Origin of the sequence: Thermaerobacter sp. PB12/4term (assembly GCF_003403315.2) — a bacterium.
Taxonomy (GTDB): domain Bacteria; phylum Bacillota; class Sulfobacillia; order Thermaerobacterales; family Thermaerobacteraceae; genus Thermaerobacter.
In genome coordinates, this window is sequence record NZ_CP048407.1 from 2,474,288 (window position 1) to 2,490,564 (window position 16,277).

General features: G+C 71.8%; 14 protein-coding genes and 1 tRNA gene. 5 read left to right on the top strand and 10 right to left on the bottom strand.

The window, feature by feature from the left end; all coding sequences use genetic code 11:
* Window positions 1–7: 7 nt before the first annotated feature.
* Window positions 8–1,708 carry a tRNA (adenine(22)-N(1))-methyltransferase TrmK gene (locus tag DYI95_RS10310; RefSeq protein ID WP_116899868.1) on the bottom strand — a complete coding sequence of 567 codons (1,701 nt, stop codon included), beginning with the start codon at window positions 1,706–1,708 and terminating at the stop codon, window positions 8–10.
* 84 nt (window positions 1,709–1,792) lie between these two features.
* Between DYI95_RS10310 and DYI95_RS10315 the strand changes: the two genes are divergently transcribed.
* The 3 genes from DYI95_RS10315 (at window position 1,793) to DYI95_RS10325 (ending at window position 3,419) form a co-directional block, all read left to right on the top strand.
* Window positions 1,793–1,993, top strand: coding sequence for a MoaD/ThiS family protein (locus DYI95_RS10315; RefSeq protein WP_116899867.1), 201 nt, complete (start codon window positions 1,793–1,795; stop codon window positions 1,991–1,993).
* A 45-nt stretch (window positions 1,994–2,038) separates the two neighbouring features.
* Entirely contained in the window at window positions 2,039–2,953 is a 915-nt protein-coding gene (locus tag DYI95_RS10320) for a TIGR00269 family protein (protein WP_116899866.1), read from the top strand.
* Between the two features lie 259 nt (window positions 2,954–3,212).
* Window positions 3,213–3,419 (top strand): hypothetical protein, encoded by a 207-nt coding sequence (locus DYI95_RS10325; protein WP_116899865.1) that lies wholly within the window; start codon window positions 3,213–3,215, stop codon window positions 3,417–3,419.
* Window positions 3,420–3,495: 76 nt separating this feature from the next.
* On the opposite strand, the gene DYI95_RS10330 is transcribed toward DYI95_RS10325, so the two are convergent.
* Window positions 3,496–3,567 (bottom strand) — tRNA-Gly (locus DYI95_RS10330).
* A gap of 231 nt (window positions 3,568–3,798) precedes the next feature.
* Here DYI95_RS10330 and DYI95_RS10335 point away from each other — a divergent pair.
* Complete coding sequence (locus DYI95_RS10335) at window positions 3,799–4,593, top strand: 2-phosphosulfolactate phosphatase (RefSeq protein ID WP_116899864.1); 795 nt, start codon at window positions 3,799–3,801, stop codon at window positions 4,591–4,593.
* Between the two features lie 179 nt (window positions 4,594–4,772).
* Here DYI95_RS10335 and DYI95_RS10340 read toward each other — a convergent pair whose 3' ends face one another.
* The 3 genes from DYI95_RS10340 to DYI95_RS10350 all read right to left on the bottom strand — a co-directional run bounded on the left by DYI95_RS10340 (window position 4,773) and on the right by DYI95_RS10350 (window position 8,714).
* Window positions 4,773–5,666, bottom strand: a complete 894-nt coding sequence (locus tag DYI95_RS10340) for a deoxyribonuclease IV (protein ID WP_243149986.1) — start codon at window positions 5,664–5,666, stop codon at window positions 4,773–4,775.
* Between the two features lie 80 nt (window positions 5,667–5,746).
* Window positions 5,747–8,089, bottom strand: a complete 2,343-nt coding sequence (locus DYI95_RS10345) for a heme lyase CcmF/NrfE family subunit (RefSeq protein WP_116899862.1) — start codon at window positions 8,087–8,089, stop codon at window positions 5,747–5,749.
* Window positions 8,090–8,105: 16 nt separating this feature from the next.
* Window positions 8,106–8,714: a cytochrome c-type biogenesis protein CcmH gene (locus tag DYI95_RS10350; RefSeq protein WP_243149753.1), complete on the bottom strand. Its 609-nt coding sequence runs from the start codon at window positions 8,712–8,714 to the stop codon at window positions 8,106–8,108.
* A gap of 108 nt (window positions 8,715–8,822) precedes the next feature.
* Here DYI95_RS10350 and DYI95_RS10355 point away from each other — a divergent pair, with 108 nt between their 5' ends.
* Complete coding sequence (locus DYI95_RS10355; protein ID WP_116899861.1) at window positions 8,823–9,491, top strand: DUF1405 domain-containing protein; 669 nt, start codon at window positions 8,823–8,825, stop codon at window positions 9,489–9,491.
* Window positions 9,492–9,625: 134 nt separating this feature from the next.
* Here the strand turns inward: DYI95_RS10355 and DYI95_RS10360 are convergent, their stop codons facing one another.
* The 5 genes from DYI95_RS10360 to phnC all read right to left on the bottom strand — a co-directional run bounded on the left by DYI95_RS10360 (window position 9,626) and on the right by phnC (window position 16,202).
* Window positions 9,626–10,483, bottom strand: a complete 858-nt coding sequence (locus tag DYI95_RS10360) for a cell wall hydrolase (protein WP_243149754.1) — start codon at window positions 10,481–10,483, stop codon at window positions 9,626–9,628.
* A gap of 132 nt (window positions 10,484–10,615) precedes the next feature.
* Entirely contained in the window at window positions 10,616–12,022 is a 1,407-nt protein-coding gene (locus DYI95_RS10365) for an HD domain-containing protein (protein WP_116899859.1), read from the bottom strand.
* 124 nt (window positions 12,023–12,146) lie between these two features.
* Complete coding sequence (locus DYI95_RS10370; RefSeq protein WP_116899858.1) at window positions 12,147–12,932, bottom strand: molybdenum cofactor biosynthesis protein MoaE; 786 nt, start codon at window positions 12,930–12,932, stop codon at window positions 12,147–12,149.
* A gap of 538 nt (window positions 12,933–13,470) precedes the next feature.
* Complete coding sequence (phnE, locus tag DYI95_RS10375; protein WP_116899857.1) at window positions 13,471–15,378, bottom strand: phosphonate ABC transporter, permease protein PhnE; 1,908 nt, start codon at window positions 15,376–15,378, stop codon at window positions 13,471–13,473.
* The gene (phnC, locus tag DYI95_RS10380) at window positions 15,375–16,202 is read right to left on the bottom strand and encodes a phosphonate ABC transporter ATP-binding protein (RefSeq protein WP_116899856.1); all 828 of its coding nucleotides are present in this window, start codon (window positions 16,200–16,202) and stop codon (window positions 15,375–15,377) included. Before phnC ends, phnE begins: the two co-directional genes overlap by 4 nt.
* Window positions 16,203–16,277 lie beyond the last annotated feature (75 nt).

The window sequence follows — 16,277 nt, forward strand, 5'->3', positions numbered from 1 at the left end:
CGCGGCTTCAAACCGGTCCGGGCGCCCCCTGGGCGCCGCCGGTGCCCTGGTCGATGCCCTGGTTGGCCAGCCGGTCGGCTTCCCGGTTCCGCTCGCGCGGCACGTGAATGAACCGCACCAGCTCGAACTGCGCCGCCAAGCGCGCCGCTTGCTCGAACAGCGGTTTCAGCCCCTCGTTCTTCACCCGGTACTGGCCGTTGAGCTGGCGCACCATGAGCTCGCTGTCGGAATAGACGTCCAGGCGCCGGGCACCCCGTTCCAGGGCGCGCTGCAGGCCGGTGACCAGCGCCGTGTATTCCGCCACATTGTTGGTCGCCTCGCCGATGAACCGCGCGATGCGTTCAGCCACCGCCCCGTCCGGCCCGACCAGCACCACCCCGATCCCCGCCGGGCCCGGATTGCCGCGGGCTGCACCGTCGGTATGCAGGCGCCACGGGGCAGCGGCCGCCGCCTCCGTCCTATCCAAACCTTCCCCTCCTGCCGGCGTGCCCGCCGGTGGGCTCGCATCCTGATCAGGAGCCATATTCCCCGCTTCCAGGGCCAGCACCTCCCCGAGAAACCCCAGCCATGCCGCCGCCTCGCTCCGCCGCAGCACCGCCCGCGAGGTTGAACCGGTGTTCGCCCGCAGCGCTTTCCGCCAGGGCCGGGCGAGCTCATGGAGCCAGCAGGCGAGCCACGGGCCGGCGCGCCCTGCGGCAGGTGGGCCGGTGACACCCTGGGCCGGCCCGGCACCCGGACCGGCACCCCTTGCCCCAAGGCTGCGGGCGGGGTGCGCCAGCAGGGCAGGCCCAACCCGACCCACGGCCTCCCCGGGGTCGACGCCCCACCGGAGCGCCAGCCCGGCCAGCCGGTGGGCGGCCTCGACCACCGGGGCGTCCCAGAGCCAGATGAACGGCCGTTCGTCCGGAGCGGCGTCCTCCGGGCCCGAAGGGTTTGTGATCGCTAACACAGGCCAGCCCACGGGCAGGTGGAACGGAGGTTCGACCACGCGCCCGGCGATGATCACGTAGGCATGGCGGCCTTCCACCACCACCCGTTCCTCTTCCAGGTCCAGGAACAGGCAGCGTGGGGGTCCCTCCCGACCCGGGCGGGCCGGCGCACCGTCATCTGGTCCTTGGCCGGAGGGCGCCACTCCTGTAATCCCGGCTCCGGCGGGCCCGGCTTGGGGCGCGCATGGCCCGCATGCCCCTGGCGGGCCGGCCGTTTCCGCCTCGGCGGGGACTTCTGGCCCGGTGGTCGGCGCCGCCATGGCGGGCGCAACGCCCAGCCACAACCTTTCCATCCACAATCTTCCGGTGCGCCGGTCCAGCGCCGGAAGGCGCAGGGCGGCGGCACCGCGGGTGGGCTGCAACAAGAGCCGCGTGCCCGGCTCCAGCCGGCCGGCCCCCGCGCGCAGGATGGCGGCAATGGTCTCCCCGTGGAGGCCGCTGATGACCACGGTCCCGGCCTCCCCCGGCCGCAGGGGCAGGAGGCCTGGCCCCTGGCGGAGTTCGATCCGGTCCTGGGTGCCCGTATCCTCCACCAGCCGCCGCGCCGCAGCCAGGGGCGCGGCCCGCAGGTCGGTGGCGATGGCCCGCCGGGCGCGGCCGCGCAACACGGCCGTGACGGGCAGCAGGCCGTGGTCGGTGCCGATGTCGGCCAGTACCTCGACCCGGCCCAGCATGTCCAGAAGGGCCTCCAGCCGCGGTCCCAGGCGGCGCGCCGTCATCCGGCAAACCCCTTCCTTGCCGCTTCCATTCCGCCGCTGCTATCATGGGCACGCAAGGGACGATCCCGCAAAGGGGGCTTCCCGATGAAAGTCACCGTTCCCATTCCCGTGCGCAAGGTGTACGAGATCAAGGGGCCGAAGCGCGTCCAGGAGATCCTGGACGAGCTGGGCCTGCCTTACGAGTCGGTCATCGTGATCCACGAAAAGCGGTTGCTGACCCCCGATGCCCGGGTCCCCGACGACGCCGAGATCGAGGTGCGACCGGCCATTTCCGGCGGCTCGTAGGGCCCGGAGGCTCGTAGAAGGGTTCGCAGAAAGGAGGTGGCGCCGGTGAAGTGCACCAAGTGCGGCGAACCGGCCGTGGTGCCCATCCGGCGGCACAACGCGGCTTTTTGCGCCGAGCACTTCTTCGAGTACTTCGACAACCAGGTCCAGCGCGCCATCAAGGAACACCGCATGTTCACAAAGCACGACCGCATCCTGGTCGCCGTATCGGGTGGCAAGGACAGCCTGGCCGTCTGGGACGTGCTCTTGCGGCTGGGCTATGAAGCCCACGGCTTCTACATCGACCTGGGCATCGGCGAGTACTCCAAGCGCTCTACGGAGAAGGTCCGGAACTTCGCCGCCGAGCGCGGCGCCACCCTGCGGGTCGTCTCCGTGGAGGAGGAGTACGGCCTGGGCACCCAGGAACTGGCCCGCAAGGTGCGGCGGCCGGCCTGCTCCGCCTGCGGCCTGAACAAGCGGTACCTGTTCAACAAGGTGGCGCTGGAAGGCGGCTACGACGTCATCGTCACCGGTCACAACCTGGATGACGAGGCGGCCACGCTCCTGAGCAACGTGCTCCACTGGAACACCGGATACCTGGCCCGGCAGGCGCCCGTGCTGGAGGCGACGGCACCCAACCTGGTGAAGAAGGTCAAGCCCCTCTTCCGGCTGACCGAGCGCGAGATCGCGTCCTACTGCGTGCTGCGGGGGATCGACTATATCGTGGAGGAGTGCCCCATGGCCAAGGGGGCCAAGTCGATCCAGTACAAGCACATCCTCAACCAGCTGGAAGAGCTCTCGCCCGGCACCAAGGCGGCCTTCTTCTTCGGCTTCCTTGAGCGCGGCCGCCAGCACTTCGAGGAGGAGCGGGAGCAGGTGGAGATCCGTCCCTGCACCGTCTGCGGCCAGCCCACCACCACCGAGATCTGCGCCCACTGCCGCATGCTGCAGCGCGCCGGGGTGGCCGTGGCCAGAGCCTGAGGCGGGCGGGCCTCGGGCGGGCCGGGACTGAAGCGGGTGGAACCCGAGGCAGGCCTGTTGGGCGCGCCACCCCACCACCCGGATCGTCGCCGCTGGCCCTTGCTGCGACCGCCGGCAGCCAGCACCAGGGCACCGGCGCCCGTGCCGCCGGAGGCAGCAGCCGGCCGGGCCGGGGGCAGGTCTGGGCGGAGCCGGCGGGTGATACCCGTTCGGGTGGCCGTCCTGGTGGCGGGGCAGGTTATCACCGGAGGTGAGATCCATGCCCCGCACCGGGGAAGAACCCGGCCCTGGCATTTACACGTGCACCCGCTGCGGGCAGACGGTGCGCCTGGACGACCCGGGCGACCGGCTGCCGCCGTGTCCTGACTGCCGCAACACCGAATTCACCCGCGCGGTGACCGATCCCGCTGCGACGGGGGTCAGCGCGCGGATCCCACCTCAGCAGGACGGCCGGAACAGGCGATGACGGAGGCCGGCGGAAGCAAGTGATGAAAGCAAAAGAGGCCGGCACCAGCTGCCGGCCTCCGTCTGTTTCTGGCTTGAGCGGGAGACGGGAATCGAACCCGCGGCCTTCACCTTGGGAGGGTGACGCTCTACCACTGAGCTACTCCCGCACACGCAAGGCTTCGCAACACCGCCGCCGGCTTGCTGCCGGCCGCCGCGCGCAAGCCTTATAATAGCGCAGTGCCGGGCCTGTGGCAAGCCGTCTTCGACCCCGGCCGCGCGCCGCGCTCCGCCGGGCTATGCCGGGTTCTGGCGCCCGCCGCCTTCCGCCGGGTTTATGATCGCAAACCAGCCGGCACCTTACCCAAGATGGGCCGCTGGTTCCGAGGGAGGTCTGATCCATGCCCGCCCTGCACGTCCTCTGGACCGCCGGCGACGCCCGCCAGCACGCCTTCGAACCCGGCGAAGCCGCCGTGGTCTTCGACATCCTGCGCGCCACCACCACCATGACCGCCGCCCTGGCCGCAGGCGCCCGGGCCCTCTGTCCCGTGGCCGACCGGCCGTCGGCCCTTGCCCTCCGCGACCGGCTGCAGCCTCCGCCCCTGCTGGCCGGCGAGGAAAACATGCAGCGCCAGCCGGGGTTCGACCTGGGCAACTCGCCACTGGAGATGACGCCCGGCGCCGTAGCAGGGCGGGTGCTGGTCCTCTGTACCACCAACGGCACCCGGGCCGCAGCGGCCGCGCTGGCGGCCGGATGCCGGAAGCTGCTGGCGGCCTCCCTCCTGAACCGCAGCGCCACCGCCAGGTACCTGGCGTCGGCCCGGCCGGACCGGATCACCCTGATCTGTGCCGGGACCCAGGGGCGCTTCTCCCTGGATGACGTGCTGGGCGCGGGCGCCGTGCTCGAGGCGCTCCTCCGGGAGGACGGCACCCGGTGGGAGCTGACCGATGCCGCCCAGGCAGCCCTCGCCCTGTGGCAGCATCACCGGCACCAGGTGGAGCGCACCCTGGCCTCCTGCGACCACGGGCGCCAGCTGGTCCGCCAAGGTTTCGCCGCCGATGTGGCCTTCGCCGCCCGCACGGACACCACAGATTTCGCCATCACCTGGCAGCCGGTGGAGGAGTTGCCGGAACCTGCGGGTGGTGGCTGGTTCGTCCCGACGTATTTCCCGGGAAATCGACGACCGTCGCTTTGAGAGTGTTCCGCGGCGATTCGCTCCCGCGGCGGGGTCAAGGGGATCCGACGCGCGGCGCGACGGGGCGCGACCGGTGGCTCCGGTGCGGGCACGGCCCGTGGCCCTGGCGAAACGGCCCGGCCCTGCGGTCCGGCCAGGCTCTTGCAACGCGGCCGCGGCCGTGCCCTTCGCACGCCCCGTCAAGCGCCTGCAGCCAGTTCCTGGTCGAGCTCCCGGAGCCAGCGGATCTCCGCGGCGTAGTCCAGCTCGCCGTCGATGGGGGTCTCCAGCAACATGGGCAGGGCGCGCAACCGGGGATGGCGCAGCAGGTTGGCGAAGCCCCGGCGCCCGATCTCACCCTGGCCCATCTTCTCGTGGCGGTCGCGGCGGGAACCGCAGGGGAACTTGCTGTCGTTGACGTGCAGGGCCTGAACCCGTTCCCAGCCCACGGCGCGGTCCAGGTCTTCCACCAGGCGGCCCACCTGGGCGGGATCGCGCCAGTCGTAACCCGCTGCAAACAGGTGGCACGTGTCGAGGCACACGCCGACCCGCGGGGGCCAGCCCAACCCCTCCAGAATGGCGCGTAGCTCCTCCAGCCGGCCTCCGATCTCGCTGCCCTGCCCCGACATGGTTTCCAGCAAAAGCCACGGCGAGCCGGGTTCCTCCAGCAGGGGAAGCACCGGCTCGATGGCCGCAATGATCCGCCGGATCCCGTCGGCAGGGTCACCCTCCACATAGCTGCCCGGGTGGGTGACGGCGGCGTCGGCCCCGACCCAGCGGCAGCGCTCAAGATCTTCGCGCAGCACTCGCCGGGCGAATTCGTAGGCCGCAGGCTTGGGGGAGGCCAGGTTCACCGTGTAGGGGATGTGGGCGATGGTGTAGCGCAGGCCGGCCTCCTCCCGGCGCTCGAGCCACTGGGCGCGCTCCGCCTCGCTCACCTGGCGCTGGGCACCGCCGCGGGGGTTGCGGGGGAAGAACTGCAGGGCGTTGGCGCCCACCTGGACCGCGACCGCGGCCGCTGCGGGAAACCCCTTGGCCACCGAGAGGTGGCACCCCACCACCAGCGGCCCTGCCTGGGATGTATCGAACGGCATGTCCAAGGGCTCGCGCCTCCTTTGCCTCCTTGGCCTCCTTTGGGTCCAGGCCACTGGGTCCAGGCCACCGCGCCCGGATCTCAGGGGGCCGGTGCGGGGGCACGGGTCCCCTCCCTGCCAGGCGAGGGCGGGCTGGCCGCGGCATCCACCGGCCACCCGCTCGCCTGCGAGCCGCCCACCGGCGCCCCGCCAACCTGCGAACCGCCCGCCCGCGCGCCGCCCCCCCACGGGCCACCGGCCGGCGTGCCGCCACCCGGCCGCCGGCCGGTGACGGCGTCACCGGGCCCGCCGTCACCGGCGGCCAGGGCGTCGATCTCCGCCGCCACCCGGGTCTCGTCCTCGGACCATCGCGCCAGCACCGCCTCCGCCGCGGCCACCAGCCCCTGGCGCAACCGGGCGTAGTCGGCGGCGGCAATCTTGCCGCTCCGGTAGTCGTACTCGAGCTCGGCCAGTTCCGCCAGGATCCGGGCCCCCCCCGTGGCCAGCGCCGGCCGGGGCCAGAGGGAGAAGAGGGTGCCGCCCACCACCAGATAACCGCCGATCCAGATCCAGGCCACCAAGGGATTCAGGTAGAACTCGAAACCGGCCGCGTCCCCTTCCCAGCCGCCCAGCACCACGTACAGGTCGCGGCTGAAGGAGGTCAGCATGGCGACCTCCGGTGTGGCCCCCAGGGTCTCGACAAAACCGGGGTAGAACCGGCGTTCAGGCTGCAGCCGGCCGATCTCCCGTCCCTCCCGGCTGACGGAGAGGTCGGCGTACACTGCCGGAACCCCTTCGGACACCCGCTGGCCCAGGCCGTGGTATGTGATGGTGAACCCGCCAAAGGTGTAGCTCTCGCCGGGCGAAAGCCCCACCGCCTCCACCTGCTGGTAGCCGTACATGCCGGTGAGGCCGATCATGATCAGGACCACGCCCAGGTGCACCACGTAGCCGCCGTACCGGCGCGGGTTGCGGTTCAGCATCTGCCACAGGCCGCGCAGGGAGCGATCGCCGGTGCTCTCGACCCGCGCCGCGTAGGCGGCGATGACGTCGGCCACGGTGGCCGTACCGACAAAAAAGGCGATGGCAAACCCCAGCACGATGGGAAGCTCCCGCAGGCCCAGGACCGCCAGGGCCACGCCCAGGGCCACAGCCCCCACCGCCGGCAGGGCCAGCAGGCGCCGCACCCGCGGCCACGAGGCCTTGCGCCAGGCCAGTACCGGTGCCACGCCCATGAGGATCATCATGGCCAGGAACAGGGGGACCCCCACCCAGTTGAAGAAGGGCGGCCCCACCGAGACCTGAGCTCCGAACAGCGGCGTGACCAGCGGCAGAACCGTTCCCCAGAACACCGCAAAGGTCAGGCCGGCCAGCAGCAGGTTGTTGAGGAGGAAGCCGGTCTCCTTGGAAAAAGGCGATTCCGGCCGCCGCTCGTCGGCCAGCAGGGAGGCCCGGTCGATGAACAGGTAGGACGCGACCACCAGCACCAGGCCCAGAAAGCCGAGAAACCACGGGCTGGTGGGCGACGTGACGAAAGCATGCACCGACGAAAGGATGCCGCTGCGGGTGATGAAGGTGCCGAAGATGGTCAGGAGGAAGACGAAGATCACCAGCCCGGCGTTCCACCGCTTCAGCATGCCGCGCTTTTCCTGGACCAGGGACGAGTGGATGAAGGCCGTTGCCAGAAGCCACGGCATCAGGGCGGCGTTCTCCACGGGGTCCCAAGCCCAGACGCCGCCCCAGCCCAGCTCCGTGTACGCCCAGCGGGAGCCGATGAGGATCCCCACGGACAGAAACAGCCAGGCCAGCAGGGTCCAGCGCCGGGTCACCCGGATCCAGGCATCCCCCGCGTTCCGTGTCCAGAGGGCCGCCATGGCAAAGGCAAAGGGCACCGCCATCCCCACGTAACCCAGATAGAGCGCCAGCGGGTGGGAGACCATCCACGGGTTCTGCAGCAGCGGGTTCATCCCCCGGCCGTCGGCAGGCGGGTTGGGCAACACGTCGAAGGGCCCCGACACCACCGCCACCTGAAGGGCGAAGAAGGCGGCCACGAAGCCCAGGGTCGCCAGGGCGTAGGGCAGCAGCGCCGGCACCGCGCGGCGCGCGCTTAAGGCCACCGCCGCCGTGTACCCGCTGAGCAACCAGAGCCAGAAGAGCAGGGACCCCTCCTGGCCCGACCACAGGGCGCTGATCTTGTACGGGGCCGGCATGTAGCGGCTGGACTGGCTGGCCACGTAGCGGAAGGAGAAGTCGTCGGTGAACAGGGCGTAGATAAGGATGAACACGGCCCCGCTGACGGTGACGAACAGACCCGCCGCCAGCCAGCGGGCCGGGGGCATCCAGCGCAGCCGCCAGCGCCATCGCCCCTCCAGCGGTGCCCAAACGGCCAGCGCCAGGGCCAGCACCAGGGCCAGGATGGTCAGGGCATGTCCCACGTAGGCCATGGAAGTCCTCCCATCTTCACATCCACCGGCGCACCGCCTCTTCCAGGGGGCCGGCAGAGGAGGAGCGGTCGCCGGCGGGGCCGGCCGGACTGGCGACACCTTCCGTCGACTCCACGGGAACCGGTGGAGCCGCCCCGGAAGCGGCGAAGCCAGCGGAGCCGGGCGCCGGTTCGTCCCCGGCCGGTTCGCCCGCGGGTACGGCCTGACCCGGAACCAGCGGCCTGGGGACCGTACCCCTGGGGCCCTGCCGCCACCACCAGGCCAGGAGGCCCGCCCCGGCGGCTACCGCCAGGAACGGAGCCGCCCAGCCGAGAACATACCAGCCGTGCCGGGGCGGCATGTACACCACCCAGGCCCCGTACCGGTCGGCAAAGGACTGCAGGATCTCGTCCCGGTTGCGGCCTTCGGCCAGCATCCGGCGGATCTCCTGGCGCATCTCCAGGGCGACGGCGGAGTTGGAATCGGCCACCGACTGGCCCTCGCAGACCGGGCAGCGCAGGGCCCTTTCCAGCGCCCGCGCTTCCCGCTCCCGCGGATCGGCCGAGCCCAGCTGCCAGGCCAGGAGCGGGGCCAGCACCAGGGTGGCGGCCAGAACGGCGATCCACAGCCAGGACGGGCGTGTCACGGCGCTCACCCCGTCCACCAATGTAACCTAGGCGGGTGGGCCCTGCCACGGGCCGCCGCCCGAGTCTCGGGTCGAAGAAGGACCCGTCCCGAAGGAGACACCCAACCCATGGCGCGAACGCTCCTTTGGCGGCTCCAGCAGTGGACCGGCCCGCTGCGCCGGCTCCCCCTCTACCGGCAGGCCACCTGGCTGCTGGTGGGGGTCAACGCGGTGGGCTCGGTGTGGGGATTCTGGTGGTACCACGACCAGCTGGCCGCCACCCCCGCCTGGAAGTGGCCCGTGGTGCCCGACTCGCCCACGGCGTCGACCCTGTTTACCGTGGCGCTCCTCCTGCAGCTCGCGGGCCGGCGGCTGCCCGCCCTGGAATCCTGGGCGTATGTGGTGATGATCAAGTACGGGCTCTGGACGGTGGTGGTCCTGGGGGCCTACGCCCTCCAGACCGGCTCCCTGGGGGCTGAGGCCGCCCTGCTCATCGCCTCCCACGCCGGCATGGCCGTGGAAGCCGTGATCTACCAGCGGGTGTATCCGGGCTCGCTGCGGGGGCTGGCCGCGGTGGTGGCCTGGAGCCTTTTCAACGACGGGGTGGACTATCTGGCCGGGCTCCATCCCACCCTGCCGGGACCGGAGGTCAGAACCCTGGCCGCGGCCAGTGCGCCCTTGCTCACCCTGCTGGCCGCAACCGCCGTCTACCCGGTGGCCGCTCGGGCGGCCGCCGGCGCCGCGACGGGCGCCCCTTCGCCGGACGGGGAGCACGACGTCGGGAACGGTGACCGTTGAGCCATGGCCGTTCAGCCATGGCCGTTGAACCATGGCGGCGAACGCGGCGAGCCGTAGCCAGGCCGGGGAAACCCGGGCAGGACCTTGGTCCGGCTCAGCGGGCCGCGAGGGCCGGCCCATCGGCCCAATGCGGCTCAGCGGGCAAAGACGTGGTTGCCGATCCGGGCGGTCACCTTGAGGGAGCAGAAGAAGTCGCCACGCGCCGCATCCCCCTCGCACGGGTGCCGCACGGGGTTGTAGAAGTAGAGGGCGCCGTTCGAAGGATCCTGACCCGCCAGAGCTTCCCGGGCGGCCCGCCGCTCGGACGAACCCGGCCGCACCCGGGGCAGCTTCTCCGCCGCCGTGGGGAACTGGCCCGGCTGGAAGATCACGGCTCGGACGGAGTCGGGGAACCGCGGGCTGCGTACCCGATTGAGGATGACGGCCGCCACCGCCACCTTGCCCTCGTAGGGCTCGTTGCCCGCCTCGATCTCCACCATGCGGGCGAGCAGCTCCAGCTCGTCCAGCTGGATCTCACCGCTGGCCGAAGCCGCCCGGGCACCCGTCCGGGACGCCGGCTGGGACCGAGCCTTTTCCGCCTTGGCCACGGCCTTCCGGCGGGCCTGCTCGCGCCGCTTGGCCTCTTCCCTGCGCCGGGCTTCTTCCTTCCGGCGCGCCTCTTCCTGCTGGCGCAGGCGGGCCAGCCGCTCCTGGCGGGCCCGTTCTTCCCGCCGGGCCTGCCATATGGCCCGGCCCAGGGCGAACTTGTGTCGCTGCTCGATCCGGGCGGCCTCCTGAGCCTCGCGCTCCAGCAGCTTCTGCCGCTCCACCTCCGCCCGGAGGGCCGGGCGGGGCACCAGCGGCGGGGACGAGCGGGCCTGCACGTCGTGGACGGAAGCCAGTGCGGAGAAGGACCAGAGCAGGACGCCCGCCAGGACCCCGGCAGGGAGGATCTGCCGGGGCGCCGGGCATGCCCTGGTTCGTACCTGGGGCCGTACACGGGGATGTGCCATAGTGAGGCCATAGTAACCGGTATGTAACAAAAATGCAAGACGCCCGTGTCGGAAAGTTTACAGGCCGTTGCAACGAATCTTACAACGGCGCCCGGGCGCCGGGGGCAGGGCGGCCAACGAGGGTCGAACCGGTTACGACGGCTGCCACCCCTGGGGCATCCCCAGCATGACCCGGAACGGCTCCACCAGCTCCGCCGGCGCCGCCAGCAGCACGTACTTGGCCTGTTCCCGGAAGTTGCGGGCGATGTTGGGCGCCAGGACCGACACCTCCGGATCCGCAGTGGTGTAGACCCGGTCCCCCGCCACCACGGGCACCTCGAAGAAGAGCTCTTTCCCGCCGCCGACGATATCCACCAGCAGGTGATGGTCTTCCACCGGCCGGTTCAGGCGCCGTGCCAGGGCGCGGCAGGCATCCCGGGCCCAGGCTTCCCGCTCCCAGTAGCCCGCCCGCACCAGGTCGCGGATCTCCGCCCCGTATTCGCCCGCCAGGGCCCGCGGGTAACTGAGGCGCGCCACCCGCTTGTACAGGCGGCGCCCGGCGCCCGTCAGACGTTCCACCAGGTCGCGGGTGGCAGGATGGGGAACGGCCCGCAAGAGTCCCAGGGCCTGCTCGTCGTCCAGGTCGACGAAGTCGTCGATGGCAAAGGCCCCCGCCCGCAGGGCCTCGGTCAGGGCCCGCCGCAGCATGGCGGCGGCAATCCGCCCCGTGTGATGCCAGTACACGTCCCGGTACATGATGTAGGAAGCAAAGATCAGGGTCTCCACCGCCGAGACGCCCTTGGGCGTCACCCCGACGCCCAGGCCATCAGGGGTCCAGCAGACGGCGTCCAGCAGCCGCTGGTAGTCGATCCCCCGCCCGTATGGCACGCCGATGTGCTCGCTGTCCCGGGCCAGGTAGTCCAGCCGGTCCGGGTTGATGGGGCCCGCCAGCAGGTTGGCCAGCCGCTGGGCCCCCGGGTCGTCCGGTGCCGGTTCTTCCCGGATGATGCGACAAAGGCGGTCCGGATCCACCCCCCAGAGATCCGCCAGAATCTGACGGATTTCGGGGTTCTGCCGGATGATGGCGGCCCCCCGCTCTTCGTGGCGCGGCAGGCGCCCTGCCAGGACCGGGTCGTCGCCGGGGATCTCTTCGATCGTGTGGGAGAAGGGATAGTGTCCCACGTCGTGCAGCAGGGCCGCGACCAGGAAGGTGGCCACGTCGCCGGGCGTGAGGAACGTGCCGTCCATCGCCGCCGCACCCGGCTGGCGGCCCGGCCGGGCCAACAGGGCCAGGACGAGCCGGCGGGCCATTTCATAGGTCCCCAGGGAATGTTCAAAGCGGGTGTGGACGGCACCCGGGTAGACCAGAAAAGCCGGCCCGGTCTGGCGGACCCGGCGGAGGCGCTGGAAGGCCGCGCTGTCGATCAGCGCCCGCAGGCGGCGGGTGGTGGGGATGTTGCCCGTCACCGGGATCCGCACCGGCGGCAGTTCCCGATCCCAGGCCAGAAGCTCGGGCACCTCCGCCGGATCCCAGGTGGCGGTGGTTGCCGATGGGGTCAAATAGGCTCTCCTCCTTTTACGCCGCCGCTGCGCCTTGCGCCGGTGCTTCCCGCCGCCGCGCGGGGCGTCACGCCGGCGGCAGCTCTTTCCGCCGGGCGTGGTGCTTCCCGCCGGCGGCGGGGCGTCACACCGACTGTCCCTGGTCCGGGCCGGCCGCCGGAATCCCCACCCACTCGACCTGTCCGTCGGCATAGTGTTCCCGCTTCCAGATGGGGGCCCGGACCTTGAGCTCGTCGATGGCGTAGCGGGCCGCGGCAAAGGCGGCCGGGCGGTGGGGCGCAGCGGCCGCCACCACCACGCTGGCCTCGCCGATCGGCACGGCGCCGGTGCGGTGCCCGATGGCCAGGCGCGCACCGGGCCAGCGGGCCTCGGCCTCCGCGCCGATGCGGGCCAGTTCCTCGGCGGCCATGGGCAAGTAGGCCTCGTACTCCAGGTGCTCGGTCTCCCGGTCCCCGGTGAAGCGGCGGGTGATACCCACGAAGAGGACCACCGCCCCGTGACTGGGCCGAGCCACGTGGCGAAACAGCTCGTCCAGGGACAGGGGCTCCGCCGTAAGGAAGAACCGGCCCTCCGGCCCCGCCGCCACCCTGCCGCCTGCACCGGCTGGCGCGGCCGGTTCGTCCGGCATCGAGCCCCCGCTGACCGGCGGGATCAGGGCGATCTCGTCGCCCGGGCCGATGGGCGTGGACGGTTCGCAGTAGCGGCCGTTGACCGCCAGGCGGCAGAGGTCCAGCAGCGGCCGCCACTGGGGGTGCTGCCGGGCCAGCGCGTCCCGTACCGACCCGGCCGTGGCGCCTGCGGGCAACTCCAGTTCCAGCCGCCGCGCGCCCAGCCGCTCCGCCACCACCGCGAAGAGGCGCACCCGCACCGCGATCGCCGCCCGGGTTGACGAGGCCACCGGATCGGCCATGGCCCTTCCCCCTCCCGCTTGCCCTCTCGCCTGTTCTCTCGTCTTGCCTACTCGCTCTGGCCACTCGCCCTCGCGACTTGCTCTGGACGTTACTCTGGACGCTCGCTCTGGACACCCGTCGGGGCCGCCCGGCCTTGCCACTCGTTCTGGCCGCTCGCCCTGGCCGCTCGGCGTGGCCACCCGTTCAGGTGGCTCGCTCTGGCCACGCCGCCTGGGCGCCTCGACGCCCAGCGTGGCCGCAGGCCGCCTCGCCTGGACGCCTCGACGCCCGGCCTGCCGCCTCGCCCCGGCCATCCCACCCGTTCCTTGCCTCTGTCCTTGTTTCGCCCTGGAGGCGCCCGCGCCTGCCACCCCGCGGTGCTGCCTCGGGCCCCGATGCCCGAGGCCCGAACCCCGGCCGGGCCGGCCCTCGGCCCCGGCCCGGGACCCCATGGCCTCCGGCAAGCAGGGCGCCCGCCTTGAGCCGGCGGGCGCCCTGATGTGCACGGTGTAAGCAGCAGGTGACGGTCCTGGCGGGCCTTCCACGGCCACAGCCGCCCTATACCAGCCGGCCGCGCAGGCGGGAGCTGACGGCGTCAACCACCAGGACGGTGGCCAGGATCCCCACCAGCACCATGCCGACATTTTCCCAGTTGCGCAGCTGGACGTTGAAGATCAGGGAGGTGCCGATGCCGCCGGCGCCGATGACCCCGACCACCGTGGCGGCCCGGATGTTGATCTCGAACCGGTACAGGGCATAGGAAAGGAATTCCGGCAGCACCTGGGGCAACACCCCGTGCCAGAAGGTCATCAGCGGCGAGGCCCCCACCGCCTGCAGCGCCTCGATGGGCTCGCGGTCGACGGCTTCCACCGCCTCCGAGTAGAGCTTGCCCACCGTGCCGATGGAGTGGAAGCCCACGGCCAGCACGCCGGCAAAGGGCGAGGGGCCGACGGCCGCCATGAAGATGATGGCCAGCACCAGCTCGGGGAAGGTGCGGATGGCGTCCAGCAGCCCCTTGCCCACCACCGCCAGGGTCGACGCCACGTTGCGCGCCGCCAGAAAACCGAAGGGCACCGCAACGAGCGAAGCGATCAAGGTCCCCAGGAAGGCGATCTGCAGGCTTTCCGCCACGCCCTCGAAGACCTTGCCGGCATAGTCCCAGTTGGGCGAGAAGAGGCCGCGGAACACGGGCCCCGGATCGCCCAGCAGGGCGAACCGGACCCCCTGGAAGGCCCAGGCGTAGAGGGCGGCCAGGATCCCGAGGGCGAGGACCCACCGCCACCACGGCCGCCGCGGCGGTTCGAGCCCGGCGCGGGTGCCCGCGCCCTCGGAGACCCGGGACGTCCCGGCCTGCCGCCCACCGGCATCGCCTGGGCCGGTACCGGTGACGCGGGTCGAACCGGCTCCTGCGCCCGGATCCACGCCGGGATCGCCGGCCGGGGTGGCTGCCCCGGCACCAGCGTGGCCGCCGGCCCCCACCGCGGCTCCGGCGGGCACCGCTGCGGTGGTGCCCGCGGGCGAGCGGGCCAGGCCGGGTTCTTCCGCCATGAGGACCGGATCGCTCACCGCCCGGGCCGGCGCGCCCTCCACCAGGCGCTGGCGCCAGCGGGTGCTGATCCAGTCGACCACCACCACCAGCACGAACAGCATGACCACGATGGCCATCAGGCGGTCATAGCGGAAGAAGGTCAGCTGGGTCATCATGGTGGAGCCGATGCCGCCGGCCCCCACCAGGCCCAGCACGGTGGAGGTGCGCAGGTTGATCTCGAACATGAAGAGCGTGTAGGCGATGAAGTGGGGCAACACCTGGGGCACCACCGCGTAGACGATGCGCGCCAGGCGGGAAGCGCCCACCGCATCCAGCGCCTCCAGGGGCCCGGGGTCGATGGCTTCCACCGACTCGCTGACCAGCTTGGCCACAATGCCCGTGGAGAACAGGGTCAGGGCCAGTACGCCCGCCGTGGGACCAATGCCTACCGCAGGGACCAGAAGAGCCGCCCAGACCAGGTCGGGGATGGAACGGATGAGATTCATGATGGCGCGGGCGATTTGGTACGCCCAGCCCGTGCCCGCCACGTTGCGGGCCGAGAGGAAGCTCAGGGGGACGGCCAGGATGGCCCCCAGGGTGGTACCCAGCAGGGCCAGGCGCAGCGTCTCCAAAAGCGGCCCCACCGTCTCGGGGAGGTAGCCCCAGTCCGCCGGCCACATGCGGCCCAGCATGCGCCCCACGGTGTCGAGACCCTCCCAGAGGTCGATCAGGCTGACCTGGGTTCCCTCCGAACTCCAGATGTAAAGCAGCACCAGCACCACGAGCCAGAAGAGGGTCTCCACCCGGGCCCGCCCCGGAATCCGGGGACGGCGGCCCTGGCCCGCCGGCGCCTCCCCGCCGCCAGCGCTCGAACCCCGGGCGCGGCCGCCTGGCCCCCGGGTGCCGGGATCCCGCCAGCCTCGAACGGACAGGCTCACCGGGAGCTCCCCTCCACCGGCGCCACCGCCGCCTCCCGTGCCAGGGGCGCCGCGCCCTCCGCGCCGCCGCGAAAGTCTTCGGCGCGCACGGGCCGGCCGTAGATCTCCTCGAAGGTCTTCTCCGTGACCCCCGCGGCGGGCCCGTCGAACACCACCTGGCCGTTGCGCATGCCGATGATGCGGTCGGCGTAGGCCAGGGCCAGGTCGATGAAGTGCAGGTTGACGATGGTGGTGATGCCATCCTCGCGGTTGATCCGGCGCAGATCGCTCATCACCACGTGGGACGTGGGCGGGTCGAGGCTGGCCACCGGCTCGTCGGCCAGGATGATCTTGGGCCGCTGCGCCAGGGCCCGGGCGATGGCCACCCGCTGCTGCTGGCCGCCGGAGAGCTGGTCGGCCCGCACCCAGGCCTTGTCGGCGATCCCCACGCGGTCCAGGCATTCCAGGGCAAGGCGCACGTCTTCCCGCGGGAACCAACCCAGGAGCCCGCGCCAGGCCGGGGTATGGGCCAGGCGGCCGGCCAGCACGTTCTTGATCACCGAGGACCGCTTGACCAGGTTGAAGGTCTGGAAGACCATGCCGATCTGCGACCGCAGGCGGCGCAGCTCGGCCCCCTTCAACTTGCGCACGTCCACGCCGTCCACCAGGATCTCGCCCTCGCTGGGCTCGATCAGGCGGTTGATGCACCGCAGCAGCGTGGACTTGCCGGCACCGCTCAGGCCCACGATGACCACGAACTCGCCGGGGTTGATCTTGAGCGACACGTCCCGGAGGGCCCGCACGCCGCCCGGGTAGACCTTGCTGACGTGGCGGAACTCGATCAATGGCGTCACCCTGCCGTTGTAGGATCCAGGCGCAAGGGGACGGGGAGCCTCCCGTGCCCCCCGTCCCGCCGCGCC

What these genes read in the sequence shown, in the direction of transcription:
- DYI95_RS10370 (WP_116899858.1), bottom strand. Translation starts at nt 12,932, where the DNA reads ATGGCCGATCCGGTGGCCTCGTCAACCCGGGCGGCGATCGCGGTGCGG.
- DYI95_RS10335 (WP_116899864.1), top strand. Translation starts at nt 3,799, where the DNA reads ATGCCCGCCCTGCACGTCCTCTGGACCGCCGGCGACGCCCGCCAGCAC.
- DYI95_RS10315 (WP_116899867.1), top strand. Translation starts at nt 1,793, where the DNA reads ATGAAAGTCACCGTTCCCATTCCCGTGCGCAAGGTGTACGAGATCAAG.
- DYI95_RS10340 (WP_243149986.1), bottom strand. Translation starts at nt 5,666, where the DNA reads ATGCCGTTCGATACATCCCAGGCAGGGCCGCTGGTGGTGGGGTGCCAC.
- DYI95_RS10355 (WP_116899861.1), top strand. Translation starts at nt 8,823, where the DNA reads ATGGCGCGAACGCTCCTTTGGCGGCTCCAGCAGTGGACCGGCCCGCTG.
- DYI95_RS10310 (WP_116899868.1), bottom strand. Translation starts at nt 1,708, where the DNA reads ATGACGGCGCGCCGCCTGGGACCGCGGCTGGAGGCCCTTCTGGACATG.
- DYI95_RS10360 (WP_243149754.1), bottom strand. Translation starts at nt 10,483, where the DNA reads ATGGCACATCCCCGTGTACGGCCCCAGGTACGAACCAGGGCATGCCCG.
- DYI95_RS10345 (WP_116899862.1), bottom strand. Translation starts at nt 8,089, where the DNA reads ATGGCCTACGTGGGACATGCCCTGACCATCCTGGCCCTGGTGCTGGCC.
- DYI95_RS10325 (WP_116899865.1), top strand. Translation starts at nt 3,213, where the DNA reads ATGCCCCGCACCGGGGAAGAACCCGGCCCTGGCATTTACACGTGCACC.